Source organism: Haemophilus sp. SZY H35 (genome assembly GCF_018829705.1).
In the GTDB taxonomy this organism is placed as follows: domain Bacteria; phylum Pseudomonadota; class Gammaproteobacteria; order Enterobacterales; family Pasteurellaceae; genus Haemophilus; species Haemophilus haemolyticus_K.
In genome coordinates, this window is the sequence record NZ_JAHKJZ010000002.1 from 390003 (window position 1) to 406912 (window position 16910).

Here is a 16910-nt window from a genome sequence, read left to right on the forward strand (position 1 = left end):
AAATAAGTATCTAATAAGCCCCGTCCCTTTTCAAAACAACATTTACCGTTTTAAACAAAATAGCAATATCATTCCAGAGTGACCAGTTTTTTACATACCAAGAATCGAAGTAAACGCGGGTATCATAATCCACATCATTACGCCCGCTTACTTGCCATAGCCCTGTCATGCCTGGTTTTGCCATTAAGTAATAATCTACATCATCTTGATAGCGTTCTAACTCATCAGCAACAATAGGGCGTGGACCTACTAAGCTCATTTCTCCTTTTAATACATTAAATAACTGCGGTAATTCATCTAAGCTGGTTTTACGAATAAATGCCCCAATTTTGGTAATGCGTGGATCATTTTTTAGTTTGAAATCCTTTTCCCATTCTGCTCTTGCCTCAGGATCATTTGCTAATAGTTCTTCCAAGACTTCTTTTGAATTAACTACCATTGATCTAAATTTTAAACATTTAAATGTTTTACCATTTCGACCAATTCTAGGGTGTCCATAAATAGCGTTACCCCCATCTTTTTTAACTGTATAATAGAGATAAAGAAGAACAGGAGAAAGCATAGTGATAATGGCTAAAGATCCAAAAATATCCATAGTACGCTTTAATATTCTTGATGAACGTTTCGCCAGATTATTATTTATTCTCATAAATAACATTTCGTGACTAAATAATAGCGACATATCTGTGCTATATAATGGAATCCCCGCAACATTTGGAATAACAGAGATTGAACGATAATTATTTTTTGCTAGGTATCTTAACCAAGCATATAATTTATCTTCATCATTTAAAGTAAGAACAAACTGAACGGTTTCTTTATCTAAGGATAAATACGAAATCACATCCAAATTATCAGAGACTACTTCAACTTGCCCTGTTTTTTTATTGATTATCAAGTTGGGAGAAACAATATATCTAATATCAAATCCCAGATAAGATTCTGTGATTAGTGCTTGATAAACTTCTCTTAACCTTTCTCCATCCCCAATAATAATCGTTTCTTTTTTATAAATTCCCCACTTTAGCAAGAGTTTTTTCATTAAGACTCTAGCTGTTGGGAATAGAATAAAAATGATTAACCAAGTAAATACCCAAAATGTTCGAGAAACATAGAGTTTAGAGAGTGCAACAATGGCAAGTTCAATAATAAAGAAGATGATTAGTGTTCGAATCACTTCCTTTAATTCAAACCAAAATGGCTTACGGTAAGTATAATGTCTTAATCGCAACCAGAACCAAGAAACACAACAAAGTGACATAACTAAATGAATATAAATATATTCATCTGATTGTTCACTAGGGAAATAGCTATGCCCTGCGCCAAAGAAGTTAAGCAGTGGGAAGATTAATAAAATAGGTAAAAACAAAGATAAAAAATCACTAAAAAAAAGAATAATCTTTGATAATGTAATCTGTGTCCATTTAGTCATTGGCATTACCTTTATTTGTTAATTCTAAAATAAAGCTTTTCATACTAGGATACTTATCCAAATCAAATTTTCTTGAGAAAAAATGACCGCTCTTTTTCGCAAATAAAAGCTGAGCTTTATCTGATTCGCTATCTGTCCAAGTATGCGGAGCCCCATCCCACCAATTAATATAACGAAGGTTCCCCTGAAAATCTTCAGGTTGATCTTTTAAGCGAATAGGCGAATAAATTTTATGTTGTAAGTTTAATTTATTTATCATTGTTGGTATAAATATCTCATCACCAAAAACAGAGTAATAAAATATATCTTTAATTAAAGCCTGATTTTTAACTAATAATTGTGTACTCTCTAGATCTATTGATAGCCAATTGGACGCATAGTCCACTTCGATTCGGTATTTATCTAACCTATTGATCCTAAGTGCTTTTTGAATAGTGATTTCTAATTTTCTATAAAGACTAATTGCTTTTCTTATAACTTTATTATTCGTACTTCTTGAACCTATATTAGAGAAATAATGAGCATATTTTACGCGTTCATCAACTCAATTCTTTAGGGCGATTTCTTCACTCACTAACGACAAAAAAATTTTTTCAGGATTAGCTTCAAAGAAAGAATAAATTTCATCATTACTTGCTAAGGGTAAATCTACACCTGACAACAAATGAAAATAGCTATAATCATTAGATTCTAATGCCCAAGAAAAGAGTTTCATTTCCGCTTCAATCTGAGAATACCCGCCCCAATGAATAGTGCATTCTTGAGAAAAATAGATATTTGACTCTTTCGCCACCTTAGTAATCTTATTTTTAACTTCAGCAGAAAAATTAGACTTTTTATCTACGAGAATATAAATATCATGATATTTATAATCCAATAGAGAAACTAAAAATGCTAACTGTTCAAATTTATTATGAGCAATAATTAAATAAGCATGCTTATTTTTAATCATACTTTCCATTTGAAAATAGTTTTAAAGGATGTTGTTAAGTCGGTATCAAAAACACGATAAATGTCATTGATATTTTGAACAGGTTTATCTTCAAAAATAATATTTTTAAAACGATTTTGAAGACGTTTATTTGCCATTATGTTTATTGCGGTTTCAAAATCTGTACGTCCAGATCTCGATGAACCTACAACAGTTAACCCTTTTTCCAGAATATCACGTGTATTTACGGCAATTTTATTGTCACTTACGCCCATCAAAATGACTGTACCTTGCGGTTTAATATATTTAATTATATCGTCAATGGCATATTCACTCCCTGTACCACCGCAACATTCAAAAGCGTGATCAAAAGAAAAATCTTCAGGGATTTCACTAGTTAAATAGGTTTTATCTACAAAATTAAACATACTCAACTTTTCGTGATTACGCCCAATTACGGTGATTTTAATTTTAGGGAATAACGCATTAAGCACCGTTGCTGTCACATAGGATAAACTACCGTCGCCAATAATTACCACCTGTTCTCTAACAGGATGAGAAATGCAATTAAAACGTTCAACCGCATGAGCAGCCACACTTACAAACTCTGAAATAACCGCAACGGTATCATCTATGTCATCATATTTTACAAGGCGATCAGGAGGAAGTTGCACAACTTCTTGCATAAATCCATCGAAACCGCTAGAAAGGAATTTTGTTCCTTTCATGTAATTTTCATAGAAAATTTCATCGCTTGCTTCTGGAGGTTGATTAGGAATCATCACCACTTTTTGTCCAACACTAAATGTTTTGGTTGGATCAGAAACAACTATACCGCAAGATTCGTGAATTAACGCCATCGGCAACTTTTTCGCTAGAATACTCGGTTCTCTCTTTCCTTGAAAATAACGCTGATCTGCATGACACAATGCCATATAAAGAGGGCGAACTAATACCTTATCATTTTGATTAACTGAAATATCTTCATATTTAATCATGATATTTTTAGGACGAACAAGCTGAAAAACTTGATTTAGCATTTACGCCTCCTCTAGCATCGCACGTGCAATTTTAAGATCCGTAATCGTCGTAATTTTAATATTGGAATATTCGCCTCTCGCCAAAGCAACTTGCTTATCACTGATAACAAAGATTTTACAAGCATCGGTCAAAATTTCTTTTTGCTCTGCAGAAAGTGCGTGATAAAGCGATAGAAACTCTTGGCATTTAAAAGACTGAGGCGTTTGCCCTTGATATAAATATTTACGTTCAGGAATATCCGTAATAAACGTATTATTTTTGCTTTCTACAATCGTATCTGTGGCTTCCACAACGGTATCAACAGCGTCATATTGTTGAGCGAGCTCAATATTTTCCCGAATCGTTTTTAATGTTAAAAATGGGCGAACGGAATCGTGTGTCACAATGATATCTTTATCTGTAATAGGACGACGTGCATTAATGGCATTGATCACATTCTCAATAGTCGAATTACGATCAACTCCACCTTCAGTAACTAAAATACGTTCGGTATGTGCACTCAAATATTTATCAATAAGATCTTCAGTATAGCTTACCCAATCAGGGTGAACGCCCAGTACAATCTTTTCAAACTCAGGTACAAGAAGAAATTTTTCAACAGTATGAATTAGAATTGGCTTGGTACCTAATTCTAAGAATTGTTTTGGCATATCTGTAATACCCATACGAGTGCCTTTACCACCCGCTAAAATTCCAGCGTAGATCATATTAATATCCTAATTTTTTAATATCATTCTTTGCAAAGCAAACAGAATAAGATAAAGCACATAGAAATAAAAATAATGGTGTGTTATCAATAATAGTACTAAACATAATAACAAACCACATAATAATAACAAATTTCATATCTCTTCCTTTTTTAATAAAAAGCAAGATAAAAGGAAGGAAATAAATCAAAAATAATGTTATCCCACCTTGCACTAAAGTACTTAAAATCCCATTACTATAACCTGTATTAGGTCGGATAGACATATTCATATATTTAAAAATCGCTTCTAAATGGGTGTAACCATTTCCAACAATAGGGCTATCTAACCAAGCTATTATACCTGCATGAATATCATCAACACGCATGGATGCGGAACCTGTTTGCGCTTTATCTAATGCAAGGTTATAAAGAAATAATATAGTTGCATAAAGTAATACAGGACTTAATGAAAGTAAGAGACGTATTCTCTTTCTGGTTAGTTTATTCCTAAAGTAGAATTTATATAATAATATAAAGATAGATAAGAATATTCCTGTTGTAGATAACACACTAAAAATACTAACAAGAATAATCAAGGCTTTTATATTGATACTTTTTTTACTCCGTTTATCTAAGAAAAGTAGATTAACAAACGCAACTAAAAGAACAATATTAAATATGGGACCTTCAACAAAAATTGAAGTATTACGCCAGCCTTCAAAGCCCAATAGGTTAATTTTTTGAGTTTCGAAATATAGATAATAATACCCATTAATTAGCCTACCATCTTCATCCGCCCAAATTGAAGTTAAATAGGAATTTGGTTCAATAATATCTAGAAGACTCCCTGCTAACCAAAAAAATAATGAAATTGAAGCTATAATAAAAACAATATCAGAGTATTTATGCAATAAATAGACAAGTCTATTATTCAAATAAAATACTCTACAAACAATCCAAAAGATAGGTAATAAAAGAATAATATTAAATATAAAAGCCAATATTCCATCTTTTATTATAAGAACATTATAAAAAAGTAAAGCTCCGGATACTATATAATACAGCACAATCCCTAGCAAGGACTTTTTTTCTAATCTTAAGCTATTAATATTTAATAATAATATAAACATTGATACAATTAAGATAAGTATTTTTACTATTCTATCATTATGTGCCCCATCTAAAAGATGAATAAAAATACTTCTTGTTGATATTACTATCAATAAGAAAAACAAATATTCTAGAAAAGAAGATAGTTTTCTACTCATCATATTACAATGCTAATTTTCGCTTATAAATTAAACTAATTAAAGAAAATAATAGATATTTAGAACCCCGAACTATACGCAACTTACGTCCAATACTTTTTCTAGCAAAGATATTATTCGCATTTTCTAATTTTTTCTCAAAATCGATAAATTCTTTCTTGGCTTGATTAATGTCATCTCTCGCTAAAAAGATATTCGCCTGGGTTGTTACAACACTAGATATTAAATCTTCAAGCAAATTCTTCTGCACTTTAGAGATATTTTGATAAGAATTATAAAAATGAATTAAAGAAAAAAGAACTTTCTCGTGCATTTTTATATTTTTTATATAGCTAGACATACTCACACTTTGTATTGGGGAGCCTAATCTATAACGATAGATAGGCAATTCAAAGTATGAAATAGTTTTAATATAAGGTATAGGAAATACATTATATTCTAGATCTACATAGAAACAGTTCTCATCGATATGAATATTATTCTTCTGCAAGATTTCTGTTTTTATACAAATCGCATGCATCTTAGGCAATTCATTTATCTCAGATAAGAAATCATCATATTGATAAGTTTTTTGATTTAACTTAGGCTTATACGAATAAACTTCTTCAGTATTTTTATCGGTATATACTTTAACAAATGGGGATATTACTTCGTCATCATTACATTTTTCTAAATAGCCGATAAGCTCATTTAGATTTTTAGATTCTATCCAATCATCAGCATCAACGACTTTAAAATATTTGCCTGTCGCAATTTTAATGCCTGCGTTAATAGTAGAACCATGACCACCATTCTCTTTATCAACAATTACGATAGTTTCAGGATAATTTTCCTTTAACTGTTGTGCAACAGCTAATGTATTATCCTTAGACCCATCATTGACAATGATAATTTCTAATTTTTCTGGATTAGAAACTGATAACATTGTTGGAATTGTCTCTAATAGATAATTTTCTGCATTATAGGAGGGGACGGTAATTGTCAAAACTTTATTCATAATTAATAACTCTAAACCTATAATTAATTTAATAATTTAACTCTAATATAGTTATAAAACGTTGGAAAAAAGAGAAAAAGTAGCGATTTTATTTTGTTTTTCAATGAAACCCTACTATTTACAAAGAAATCGTATTTATAACGCCATATTCTCTCTCTAATATCTCTCAAATCAACATACATTCCTGAACGAAGCAAGGTATTTCCAAGTTCCAATAACAGGAAAACACTTCTTACATTAGCCGCTTTCTTTATGCTATTATCATTATATTCTTTATTTAAGAAAGAATGAATATCATTTATTATATCTAAAATATAAAGATATTTTTCATTAAACTTACTGTTAACAATACTACCTTCTCGCTTAAAATATCCATAAATTTTTATTGGTGCAATATAAATATTTTTAGCATTATGAATATGTTTGTAAGTAGTTGCCATATCTTCAAATAATTTATCCTTAGGATATTCATTTTGTAAGAGAAGCTCTTTATTTATAAGTTTTCCACAAGCCGAAGAAGAAAAACGTTTAGAGTAAAACATCTCTTCCAAAGCTTGATATTTGCTCATATGCAAAGCATCAGATATATCGCGTTCAGTTATTTCTCTATTTTCAAAAGAATTGTGTTTAGATACTCCTTTTAATGCAGTAGCGATTAAATCCGCATTATATTTTTCTTTAATTCTAACGAGATATTCTACTGCAAATAATTCATAATAGTCATCAGAGTCAATAAACATAATCCAATCTGAAGATGCATGACGCACACCGAAATTCCTTGCGTCTGATAAACCACCATTTTCTTTATGAAAGACTTTTATTCTTGAATCTCTTTCTGCCCATTCATCTGCAATTTTTCCAGACTTATCTGTAGAGCCATCATCAATAAGTAATATTTCTATATTTTTATAAGTTTGCTTAACTAAACTTTCTACACAGAAGGCTAAATATTTTTCTACATTATATACAGGAACGATAATACTTACTAAAATATTACTCATATGATTCCCCGATAAAAACTATTTTTAAATTCTGTGTAGTTCTATCCTTAAAAGAAGGTAACTTCATATAATCTCCATATATTTTTGTAAGATATTTTGAATAATCATCAGGTACAAATATCTCAGTATCTTCAAATCTTAATAATTTTCCCTCCCCAATTATTCTTTTTTCTACAATTTCTCTTTCTCTGTATCTACCTAGAATATTTCCAACTAGAAATGAAGTATCATAAGAATAATTCTTAATTAACTCTTGTAATTTATTTAATTGCTTATCTGAATTTAATAATTTATTAGTATTAAATAATTTACCTAGAAAAACTATTAAATTTTCTAGCGTTCCCCGATCCCTGTCTGAAAGCAAATTAATTACAGATAATTTGCACATCATTCTTCTAAATAAGATCTTATATTTATAAATTATATTATTAATTTTTTTTGATGGGTAACCATCGAAAGGAAAAATATCTAAGTATATTGGAGTTTCAATTTTTCCTTTTTTTACACATGTTTTATTATTAACTAACTGTAATGTATTTAAATTTAATTTGCTTCTATGCAAACCTAAGTTAGCAGGTAATACCTCATGCGCTATTTCTATAAATTTTTCAAAATCAGATCTCGGCATTGCAAGATCAATATCATCATCCCATGGGATAAATCCTTTATGTCTAACTGCTCCTAATAGAGTCCCCCCCACAGCATAATAACGAAGCTTATTCTCTATACAAATGGAATGGAATACTTTTAGCATATCTAACTCAATTTTCTGTATTTTTTTTAAATCATTCATTTTCTTTTTCCAACATATTAAAGAATAAATTTTCAATATTTCCCATTTGTTTCTCAATAGAAAATTTATTAATAACTAAATCATAAGCATTTTTCGATATGTTATATGATAGTTTTTCATTCTCTCTTATTTTTAATGAACTTATTACCGCATCATTTAGATTAAAGTTATTAATTAACAACCCAGTAACATTATTTTGAATTAAATCATTAATTCCACCAATATCTGTAGCTAAAATAGGTTTCCTTGCTAACATATATTCTGCAATAGATAAGCATAGACCTTCCCATTTTGAAAATAAAACCGCTTGATCAAATAATTCAATATAATCTTTAGGGTTATTCACCCACCCTGTAATTAGAAAATGATCCTCCATTCCATATTCAACAATTTTATTTTCAATCTCTTTTTTAAGTTCACCGTCACCAACAATAATGAAAAAGATATCTTTCCTTAATTTATAAAGCTCTTTAGCAAATTCTACAAAAAATAAGGGATTTTTTTGTTCGCAAATACGTCCAACCATCCCTATTACATACATACCACTTAATGAAGCCGACAGTTCCTTGATTTCATTGTGTCTTTCATTAATTTCTATACCATTATAAATGATCTCTAATTTTCTATTATTAAAACAAATATTTTTGGCTAATTCATATTCTGATTTAGAAATCAAAATATATTTGTCAGTAAAGAAAGATAAGAAAAATTCAATAGATTTATAGAATAATTTCTTAATAGATAATATGTCCATTTTGAAAGACCAACTATGAGGATTATAAACAACCTTACAATTACAACCCACAGCAGCTAGCCTTCCTATTACACCTGCAAAAGTACTATGTAAATACACTATATCAGGTTTAATTTCTTTAAAAATTTTTCTGATAAAGAGTACATTTTTTAGCAATTGAATGATAGAAAAGGATTGATTTGTATTAAATTCAAAAGATTTTTTTATCTTATATTCTTTATAATTATCTAAGTTAGGAGCAACAAGATAATTATCAAACTTTTCATTATTTGAATATTTTAGGAATAGTTTAATATACTTTTCTACGCCGCCGCCAGATACTTGGGATAAGTGTAGTATTGATATTTTTTTCATTAAAAATCCAATTAATTTAATTCGGTTCTTACTGCTTTTAACGCTACCGCAATCACTTGGTGCATATCAAAATAGCGATACATCCCCAAACGTCCACCAAAAATGACATTTTTCTGCTCTTCAGCCAATTTTGTATATTGTGCGTATAAGCGATTATTTTCTTCGTTATTTACAGGATAATAAGGCTCATCACCTTTTTGCCATGTTTTTGAATGTTCTTTAGTAATAATTGTTTTAGGCTGTGTACCAAATTCAAAATGTTTATGTTCAATAATACGGGTATAAGGCGTTTCTGAATCGGTATAATTCACTACGGCGTTGCCTTGATAATTTTCCATATCTAGGGTTTCTGTTTCAAAACGTAAACTTCTGTATTCTAATTCCCCTAATTGATAATCAAAAAACTCATCAATCATACCGGTGAAAACAATCTTCGGATAAGCTGCTAAGTAGTCTTCTTTATTTGCAAAAAAATCGACGCTTGTTTCCACATCAATATTTGGATGCGAGAGCATTTTCTCGACTATTTGTGTATAACCACCAATAGGAATACCCTGATAAGTATCGTTAAAGTAATTATTATTGTAAGTTAATCGAACAGGTAAACGCTTAATAATAAAAGCAGGGAGTTCAGAACAAGGCTTACCCCATTGTTTTTCTGTATAGTCTTTAATTAATTTGTTATAGATATCAGTACCCACTAGGGAGATTGCTTGCTCTTCAAGGTTTGAAGGTTCTTTCTCCTTTAATACCTGTCTTTGCTCTTCAATTTTTGCCAGTGCTTCTGCTGGTGTGACGACACCCCATAATTTATTAAAGGTATTCATATTAAAAGGTAAGTTATAAATTTCACCTCTATAATTTGCGATAGGAGTATTCGTATAGCGGTTAAATTCTGCAAATTGATTTACATAATCCCAAATTTCTTTATCGCTCGTATGAAAAATATGAGCCCCATATTCGTGAACTTGGATCCCTTCCACCTCTTTAGTGTAAATATTTCCTGCAATATGACCGCGCTTTTCAATCACTTTTACTTTTTTGCCAGCTAATGCTGCTTCTCTTGCAAAAACAGCTCCGAATAATCCCGCACCAACAACTAAATAATCATAATTTGACATTACAATGCATTCCTTTTTAATTTAATTTTGTTTAAAACAGATGAAAAAATTTGATATACCATTGGTTCTTTTAAAATCAATAAACTTATTAGATAACTACCAAAAAATAAAATTGATGATAATAATAAGTTAATAATTTCATTTGAGTTAAATGGTATTAACAAAGTTACGCCTGTTGAAATAAACAATGCTATTAACATTTTCCAGATGTTTATTTTAGCTAAAATAGGGAAAATGAACTTTCTTAATAAAATAATTTGAACAACAACAACTGCACATTCTGCACATAAATTTGCGATTGCAGCTCCATTAACACCCAGATAAGGAATAGCAAAAATATTGATTATACCGCCAACTATCGCTCCAATAATTGTAGAGAATACAATCTGCTTCTCTCTATCCATCGGAACTAAAATTTGCCATCCCATTAAGTTAGATAATGCAATAAGAAACACTGTTGGCATAATGATTTGCATGGGTTCAACTGAAGCTAAAAATGATTCACCTGATAATAGTAAAATGGCATCTTTAGCATATAACGTAAAATAAATCGTTAATGGTAATGATACAATAAGAATAAAACCTAGTGCATTTTTAACAAGATCTTTAAACTCATCAAAGCGCTTTTGCTCATAATAAAAGGCTAATCTTGGTAACATTACTGCACCTAATGACGTTACAAGAGTTACTAAAATTTGTTTAATTTTTACCGCTGCTGAATAGTAGCCAACATTATCATCACTTGTCATGAAACCAAGCATGATCGAATCAAGATTAACATAAATCGTAATTGATATTGTCAATAAGAAAAATGTGAATGAAGGTTTTATATGTTTTGTTATCTCTAACTGTTTAAATGTGATTTTATATAATGTAATAATCTTTCTTAGATTATAAAAATTTAATATTCCTGCCCCAACTGATGCCAACACAGTTAGCATTGCGTAAGGGAGTATATCGTTACTTTCTTTAACAAAGACAAAAAGTAAAATAAGTGAGGCTATTTTAAAAAAGATTGAACGAATAGTAATATAGGAATACTGTTCTAAAGCTTTGTATAACCATTCAATACCTAATACATTAAATAACATTGAGAATGCTAGGATAATATATAGCTCTTTATCGATATAGAATTTATTAATAAAAATAACAGATAGTAATAATAAGGTTAAGGAAAACGCTAAGAAAATGGTATTTAATATTAATAATTCATAAACTGTTTTTGTTAATTTATAACTGTCATCCCTAATTTTAGCACAGGCTTTAATACCATAAGTAGGAATGCCCATCATTGCAATCATACTAAAATAAGCAATGATAGAAGTTGCAAATCCAACCTTACCTAATCCCGATGCTTGCAAAATACGTGAAACATAAGGAAAGGTAATAAGTGGGAAAATAAAGTTGGATAGAGTCAAAATAAAATTCATAATGAAATTAAATTTGACTGACTTGTATTTAACCATTTACATTCCCACTTTTTCTTTATTTTCTTCTAAATAATTCCGCTAAAATAATAGAGATTGTTGAAATAAACCCACCAATCAATAAACCAATCATTAAGATTAATGCTTTTTTCGGTTTATCTTTTATTACAGGATAATCCGGCGAGCTTAAATAATGATACGCTTTTACTTCTTGAACAGATTCCAACTGCGGTGCTAATTTTGTTAATTTAGCAAGCTGTCTTTCTGTGCTGTAATAGTTGGTTGGGTAAATAACCGGGCTGTTTTTGGCAATATCTAATTGAGCTTGCAGGTATTTTTCACCAAGCATAAATAAATATGTACCGTCTGCTAGTTTAGAATCAGAGATATTTAAACGAGCATCTCCTAACATATATTCTGGTACAGAAATGTTATTATTTCCTCTTGAGAAATTTTTAATTCCTGCTTTTTTTGCAATATCTAACGCATTTGTTAAGTTTTCTACTTGAACCGTTTTAGTTTCGGTTAAACTTTCTTCCATTTGCTCTTTAGCAAATTTTAAAGCATCTAAACGCAAGTTAAAGCCGAGTTTAAATTCTTGATTAGTTTGGTTTAATAAATATTGGTTTATAAATTCAACGTATTGCCCTAATACAAGTTGTGCATCTTTTGGAGTTTCTGCTGAGAAGGTGAGTTTTAAACCAATTTTATCTAATTCAGTTAAATCTTTTTTCTTAGGGTCCACTTCGTGAACAATAAGATATTTTGAAACAGTTTCTTCAATATATTTTCTTTTTTGTTCTTCCGTCATATCTTTGGTGTAGTTTTTAACCCACTCAGATTGCTCTAAGAATTGACGTTTTAAATCGTTAGAAAGTAAGAAATGTTTAAATTGTCCGTAAAGAGAATCAGATAATTTCCCAGCTGAAAAATCACCATCACCAATGATACGAGCATATTCTGCGCGTGTAGGTAATAAATTACCTAAATCAGTTAAACGTGGTGCAACAATAATAGCTGTTGAGGTCCATTGCTCTTTCGCAGTAAATGCGTAAACACCCGCAATAGCGGTACCCAAAAAAGCCGATAGTAAAATCCAAATCTTTTTATTCCATAATGTTCTTATTAGCTCGATTAAATCTATTTCATTATTGTTTTGATAATTAATATCATTCATATTTATGCCTTATTTTAAATATTTTATTTTTTATAATTTTACAGAATATAACTCTTATTAACAATAAAAGTTACGTAAAGATATTGTAAAGTTCTAATACATTTATAAGAAAAATGCGGCTAAAATTAGCTGCACTTCCTGTACTAATGAGATCCTTTTATTTATATTAATTAAGAATAATACATCTCAAACTCAACTGGATGTGGTGTCATATTTAAACGCTCTACTTCTTTACGTTTAATATTAATAAATGCTTCAATAAAGTCTTTAGTAAACACCCCACCTTGCGTTAAGAATTCATGGTCTTTTTCTAATGAATTCAACGCTTCTTCTAGTGAGCTTGCTACCGCTGGAATATCTTTTAATTCTTCCGGTGGAAGATCATAAAGATTTTTATCCATTGCATCGCCTGGGTGAATTTTGTTCACTACGCCATCAAGGCCAGCCATTAATAATGCAGCGAAAGCCAGATATGGGTTTGCCATTGGATCAGGGAAGCGTGCTTCAATGCGGATTGCTTTCGGGCTGGTTACTGCCGGGATACGGATTGATGCAGAACGGTTACTTGCAGAGTAAGCTAATAAAACTGGTGCTTCAAAGCCTGGTACTAAACGTTTATATGAGTTAGTACTTGGGTTGGTGAAGGCATTTAATGCTTTAGCGTGCTTAATAATACCGCCGATGTAATAAAGCGCGGTTTCAGAAAGACCTGCATACTTATCACCTTGGAAAATGTTTTTGCCATCTTTGCTTAATGACATATTGCAGTGCATGCCTGAACCATTATCACCTGTGATTGGTTTTGGCATAAAACAAGCGGTTTTACCGTGTTCTAATGCAACATTTTGTACCACGTATTTATAGATTTGCGTTTCATCCGCTTTCAAAGTTAAGCTGTTGAATTTCGTTGCAATTTCGTTTTGACCCGCGGTTGCCACTTCATGGTGGTGAGCTTCGATGACTAAGCCCATTTCTTCTAAAATCAAACACATTTCAGAGCGAATATCATGAGCCGTATCAATTGGTGCCACTGCACAATAACCACCTTTCTTCAATGGACGATAGGCATTGTTACCACCTTCATATTTTTTATTGGTGTTCCAAGCGGCTTCAATGTCATCAATGGCGAAAGAAGCACGGTTCATTGATACATCAAAACGTACATCATCAAATAAGAAGAACTCTGGTTCTGGACCAAAGAATGCCTGATCTGCAACGCCTGTTGAACGCATATAGTTTTCTGCTCGAATAGCGATTGAGCGTGGATCACGATCATAGCTTTGCATGGTTGTTGGTTCATACACGCTACAACGAATTGAAAGTGTTGGGATCTGCGCAAATGGATCGACTACTGCTGTTTCAGCAATTGGCATTAAAAGCATATCGGCTTTGTTAATGGTTTTCCAACCTTCAACAGAAGAGCCATCAAACATTTTGCCATCTTCAAACATATCTTCATCGACAAGACTAACCGGGATAGAAACACCGTGTTCTTTACCTTTAATGTCAGTGAAGCGGAGTAGCACGAACTTAATATCGTTCTCTTCGATCAGTTTGAATACATTGGCAATTACATTTGCATTTGGCATAAGGAGTCCTCTATTTTGCTATGTGTATAATCTTTACAAAAATGAAAGGCGCATTATAACGTAACCACTTACCTTTTTCATTGGATTTATTTTATCACCCAGCATAGCAGATCAACGAAATATCGTGTATAATTTTTGCCCTTTCAACATTCTCTTGTAGGGTGAGTTCTACTCACCAATTTAAACTACTTGGACTATTCGGTGGTGTTAAAATTCCACCTTATAAAACTTAAACTTTAAGAAAGTAATAAATGAAAAACGACATTGATATTAACAAATTGCGCAATATCGCAATTATCGCTCACGTTGACCATGGTAAAACCACCCTCGTTGACAAACTTCTTCAACAATCTGGTACATTTGAATCCACTCGTGGTGATGTTGATGAACGCGTAATGGACTCAAATGATCTCGAAAAAGAACGTGGTATTACCATTCTTGCAAAAAATACCGCAATTAACTGGAATGGTTATCGCATTAACATCGTCGACACCCCAGGACACGCGGACTTCGGTGGTGAAGTAGAACGTGTGCTTTCTATGGTAGATTCTGTACTTTTGGTGGTAGATGCCTTTGACGGTCCAATGCCACAAACGCGTTTCGTAACCCAAAAAGCCTTTGCTCACGGTTTAAAACCAATCGTAGTTATCAACAAAGTTGACCGCCCAGGCGCACGTCCTGATTGGGTGGTGGATCAAGTATTCGATTTATTCGTTAACCTTGGCGCAACGGATGAGCAATTAGACTTCCCTATTATCTATGCTTCTGCATTAAATGGTGTAGCAGGTCTTGAACACGAAGAATTAGCGGAAGATATGACGCCGTTATTTGAAGCGATCGTTCAACATGTTGAACCACCAAAAGTGGAATTAGATGCACCATTCCAAATGCAAATATCCCAATTAGACTATAACAGCTATGTGGGTGTTATCGGTATCGGTCGTATCAAACGTGGTGCAATCAAACCAAATCAACCGGTGACTATCATTGATGGCGAAGGTAAAACTCGTCAAGGCCGTGTGGGACAAGTATTAGGTCACCTTGGTTTACAACGTTATGAAGAAAATATTGCTTACGCAGGAGACATCATTGCCATTACCGGTTTAGGTGAATTAAATATCTCGGATACTATTTGTGATATCAATGCCGTTGAAGCCTTACCTTCATTAACTGTTGATGAACCAACTGTAACCATGTTCTTCTGTGTAAATACTTCACCGTTTGCAGGTCAAGAAGGTAAATATGTGACTTCTCGTCAAATTCTTGAACGTTTAAACAAAGAGTTAGTTCACAACGTGGCATTACGCGTAGAAGAAACACCAAACCCAGATGAATTCCGTATTTCTGGTCGTGGTGAATTACACCTTTCTGTATTAATTGAAAATATGCGTCGTGAAGGTTATGAGCTTGCAGTTTCTCGTCCTAAAGTAATCTATCGTCAAATCGACGGCAGAAAACAAGAGCCTTACGAACAAGTGACTATCGACGTAGAAGAACAACACCAAGGTTCTGTCATGGAAGCATTAGGTATCCGTAAAGGCGAAGTTCGCGATATGATGCCAGATGGAAAAGGCCGTGTTCGTTTAGAATACATCATCCCAAGCCGTGGCTTAATCGGTTTCCGTGGTGAATTCATGACCATGACGTCTGGTACCGGTTTACTTTACTCTAGCTTTGATCACTACGATGACATCAAACCAGGTGAAATCGGCCAACGTAAAAATGGTGTATTAATTTCTAACGCAACAGGTAAAGCACTCGCTTATGCGCTATTTGGTTTACAAGAACGTGGTAAATTAATGATCGAAGCCAACGTAGAAGTTTACGAGGGTCAAATTATCGGTATTCATAGCCGTACAAACGACTTAACTGTTAACTGTTTACAAGGTAAAAAACTCACCAATATGCGTGCATCAGGTAAAGATGATGCCATCGTCTTAACCACGCCGGTGAAATTCACCCTTGAACAAGCTATTGAGTTTATCGATGACGACGAGTTAGTGGAAGTGACACCTGAATCGATCCGTATCCGTAAAAAACTCTTAACGGAAAACGATCGTAAACGTGCAAACCGTACTACAACCAGCACGAGTACTCACTAACAAAAATGGGATCATTGCGATCCCATTTTTATTTTCCTAAATCCATCATAAAGTTTTATGAAAATTATATATAAGGTGTAAATTCGTTATTTTCACCTCGTAATAACGACATCAATTTAGGATGAATAAATAATTTATCTCTTCCCAAAGATATCTCACTCAAAACACCTATATCACAAAGCTCTTTTAAGTATTTAGAAGCATATAGCTGATGAACTGCTAGAACCGCCATTTT

16 protein-coding genes are annotated in these 16910 nt (G+C 32.2%); 1 reads left to right on the plus strand and 15 read right to left on the minus strand.

What is annotated here, in order from left to right; translation table 11 throughout:
- Positions 1-10 precede the first annotated feature (10 nt).
- From wbaP to glnA, 14 genes are all read right to left on the minus strand, one after another.
- Complete coding sequence (gene wbaP / locus KP710_RS05490; protein WP_048952750.1) at positions 11-1432, minus strand: undecaprenyl-phosphate galactose phosphotransferase WbaP; 1422 nt, start codon at positions 1430-1432, stop codon at positions 11-13.
- Positions 1425-1817 carry a hypothetical protein gene (locus KP710_RS05495; RefSeq protein WP_215770975.1) on the minus strand — a complete coding sequence of 131 codons (393 nt, stop codon included), beginning with the start codon at positions 1815-1817 and terminating at the stop codon, positions 1425-1427. The genes wbaP and KP710_RS05495 overlap by 8 nt, the downstream gene beginning before the upstream one ends.
- A gap of 159 nt (positions 1818-1976) precedes the next feature.
- A complete protein-coding gene (locus KP710_RS05500) occupies positions 1977-2393 on the minus strand; it encodes a beta-1,6-N-acetylglucosaminyltransferase (RefSeq protein WP_215770976.1) in 417 nt (138 codons plus the stop codon).
- A complete protein-coding gene (locus KP710_RS05505) occupies positions 2381-3403 on the minus strand; it encodes an alcohol dehydrogenase catalytic domain-containing protein (protein WP_048952748.1) in 1023 nt (340 codons plus the stop codon). The genes KP710_RS05500 and KP710_RS05505 overlap by 13 nt, the downstream gene beginning before the upstream one ends.
- Positions 3404-4111, minus strand: a complete 708-nt coding sequence (locus KP710_RS05510) for an IspD/TarI family cytidylyltransferase (protein ID WP_111407668.1) — start codon at positions 4109-4111, stop codon at positions 3404-3406. It lies immediately after the preceding gene.
- Position 4112: 1 nt separating this feature from the next.
- Complete coding sequence (locus KP710_RS05515) at positions 4113-5360, minus strand: O-antigen ligase family protein (RefSeq protein WP_140476331.1); 1248 nt, start codon at positions 5358-5360, stop codon at positions 4113-4115.
- A 4-nt stretch (positions 5361-5364) separates the two neighbouring features.
- Positions 5365-6357: a glycosyltransferase family 2 protein gene (locus tag KP710_RS05520; RefSeq protein ID WP_048952745.1), complete on the minus strand. Its 993-nt coding sequence runs from the start codon at positions 6355-6357 to the stop codon at positions 5365-5367.
- A 23-nt stretch (positions 6358-6380) separates the two neighbouring features.
- On the minus strand, positions 6381-7358 hold the full coding sequence (locus KP710_RS05525; RefSeq protein ID WP_111407959.1) for a glycosyltransferase family 2 protein: 978 nt from the start codon (positions 7356-7358) through the stop codon (positions 6381-6383).
- Positions 7351-8151 carry a LicD family protein gene (locus KP710_RS05530; RefSeq protein ID WP_048952743.1) on the minus strand — a complete coding sequence of 267 codons (801 nt, stop codon included), beginning with the start codon at positions 8149-8151 and terminating at the stop codon, positions 7351-7353. Before KP710_RS05530 ends, KP710_RS05525 begins: the two co-directional genes overlap by 8 nt.
- Positions 8144-9259, minus strand: coding sequence for a glycosyltransferase family 4 protein (locus KP710_RS05535; protein WP_065422541.1), 1116 nt, complete (start codon positions 9257-9259; stop codon positions 8144-8146). Before KP710_RS05535 ends, KP710_RS05530 begins: the two co-directional genes overlap by 8 nt.
- A gap of 11 nt (positions 9260-9270) precedes the next feature.
- Positions 9271-10380, minus strand: coding sequence for a UDP-galactopyranose mutase (gene glf, locus KP710_RS05540; protein WP_048952742.1), 1110 nt, complete (start codon positions 10378-10380; stop codon positions 9271-9273).
- Positions 10380-11846 carry a flippase gene (locus KP710_RS05545; RefSeq protein WP_048952741.1) on the minus strand — a complete coding sequence of 489 codons (1467 nt, stop codon included), beginning with the start codon at positions 11844-11846 and terminating at the stop codon, positions 10380-10382. The genes glf and KP710_RS05545 overlap by 1 nt, the downstream gene beginning before the upstream one ends.
- A gap of 19 nt (positions 11847-11865) precedes the next feature.
- The gene (locus tag KP710_RS05550; RefSeq protein ID WP_111407960.1) at positions 11866-12984 is read right to left on the minus strand and encodes an LPS O-antigen chain length determinant protein WzzB; all 1119 of its coding nucleotides are present in this window, start codon (positions 12982-12984) and stop codon (positions 11866-11868) included.
- A 170-nt stretch (positions 12985-13154) separates the two neighbouring features.
- Positions 13155-14573, minus strand: a complete 1419-nt coding sequence (gene glnA / locus KP710_RS05555) for a glutamate--ammonia ligase (RefSeq protein ID WP_111407961.1) — start codon at positions 14571-14573, stop codon at positions 13155-13157.
- 251 nt (positions 14574-14824) lie between these two features.
- On the opposite strand from glnA, the gene typA reads away from it, so the two are divergent.
- The gene (typA, locus tag KP710_RS05560; RefSeq protein ID WP_215770977.1) at positions 14825-16675 is read left to right on the plus strand and encodes a translational GTPase TypA; all 1851 of its coding nucleotides are present in this window, start codon (positions 14825-14827) and stop codon (positions 16673-16675) included.
- 64 nt (positions 16676-16739) lie between these two features.
- Here typA and KP710_RS09505 read toward each other — a convergent pair whose 3' ends face one another.
- Positions 16740-16907: a hypothetical protein gene (locus KP710_RS09505; protein ID WP_226385906.1), complete on the minus strand. Its 168-nt coding sequence runs from the start codon at positions 16905-16907 to the stop codon at positions 16740-16742.
- Positions 16908-16910 lie beyond the last annotated feature (3 nt).

What these genes read in the sequence shown, in the direction of transcription:
- glf (WP_048952742.1), bottom strand. Translation starts at nt 10,380, where the DNA reads ATGTCAAATTATGATTATTTAGTTGTTGGTGCGGGATTATTCGGAGCT.
- KP710_RS05500 (WP_215770976.1), bottom strand. Translation starts at nt 2,393, where the DNA reads ATGGAAAGTATGATTAAAAATAAGCATGCTTATTTAATTATTGCTCAT.
- KP710_RS05545 (WP_048952741.1), bottom strand. Translation starts at nt 11,846, where the DNA reads ATGGTTAAATACAAGTCAGTCAAATTTAATTTCATTATGAATTTTATT.
- KP710_RS09505 (WP_226385906.1), bottom strand. Translation starts at nt 16,907, where the DNA reads ATGGCGGTTCTAGCAGTTCATCAGCTATATGCTTCTAAATACTTAAAA.
- KP710_RS05550 (WP_111407960.1), bottom strand. Translation starts at nt 12,984, where the DNA reads ATGAATGATATTAATTATCAAAACAATAATGAAATAGATTTAATCGAG.
- typA (WP_215770977.1), top strand. Translation starts at nt 14,825, where the DNA reads ATGAAAAACGACATTGATATTAACAAATTGCGCAATATCGCAATTATC.
- KP710_RS05530 (WP_048952743.1), bottom strand. Translation starts at nt 8,151, where the DNA reads ATGAATGATTTAAAAAAAATACAGAAAATTGAGTTAGATATGCTAAAA.
- KP710_RS05525 (WP_111407959.1), bottom strand. Translation starts at nt 7,358, where the DNA reads ATGAGTAATATTTTAGTAAGTATTATCGTTCCTGTATATAATGTAGAA.
- KP710_RS05510 (WP_111407668.1), bottom strand. Translation starts at nt 4,111, where the DNA reads ATGATCTACGCTGGAATTTTAGCGGGTGGTAAAGGCACTCGTATGGGT.
- KP710_RS05515 (WP_140476331.1), bottom strand. Translation starts at nt 5,360, where the DNA reads ATGAGTAGAAAACTATCTTCTTTTCTAGAATATTTGTTTTTCTTATTG.
- KP710_RS05505 (WP_048952748.1), bottom strand. Translation starts at nt 3,403, where the DNA reads ATGCTAAATCAAGTTTTTCAGCTTGTTCGTCCTAAAAATATCATGATT.
- KP710_RS05535 (WP_065422541.1), bottom strand. Translation starts at nt 9,259, where the DNA reads ATGAAAAAAATATCAATACTACACTTATCCCAAGTATCTGGCGGCGGC.
- glnA (WP_111407961.1), bottom strand. Translation starts at nt 14,573, where the DNA reads ATGCCAAATGCAAATGTAATTGCCAATGTATTCAAACTGATCGAAGAG.
- wbaP (WP_048952750.1), bottom strand. Translation starts at nt 1,432, where the DNA reads ATGACTAAATGGACACAGATTACATTATCAAAGATTATTCTTTTTTTT.
- KP710_RS05520 (WP_048952745.1), bottom strand. Translation starts at nt 6,357, where the DNA reads ATGAATAAAGTTTTGACAATTACCGTCCCCTCCTATAATGCAGAAAAT.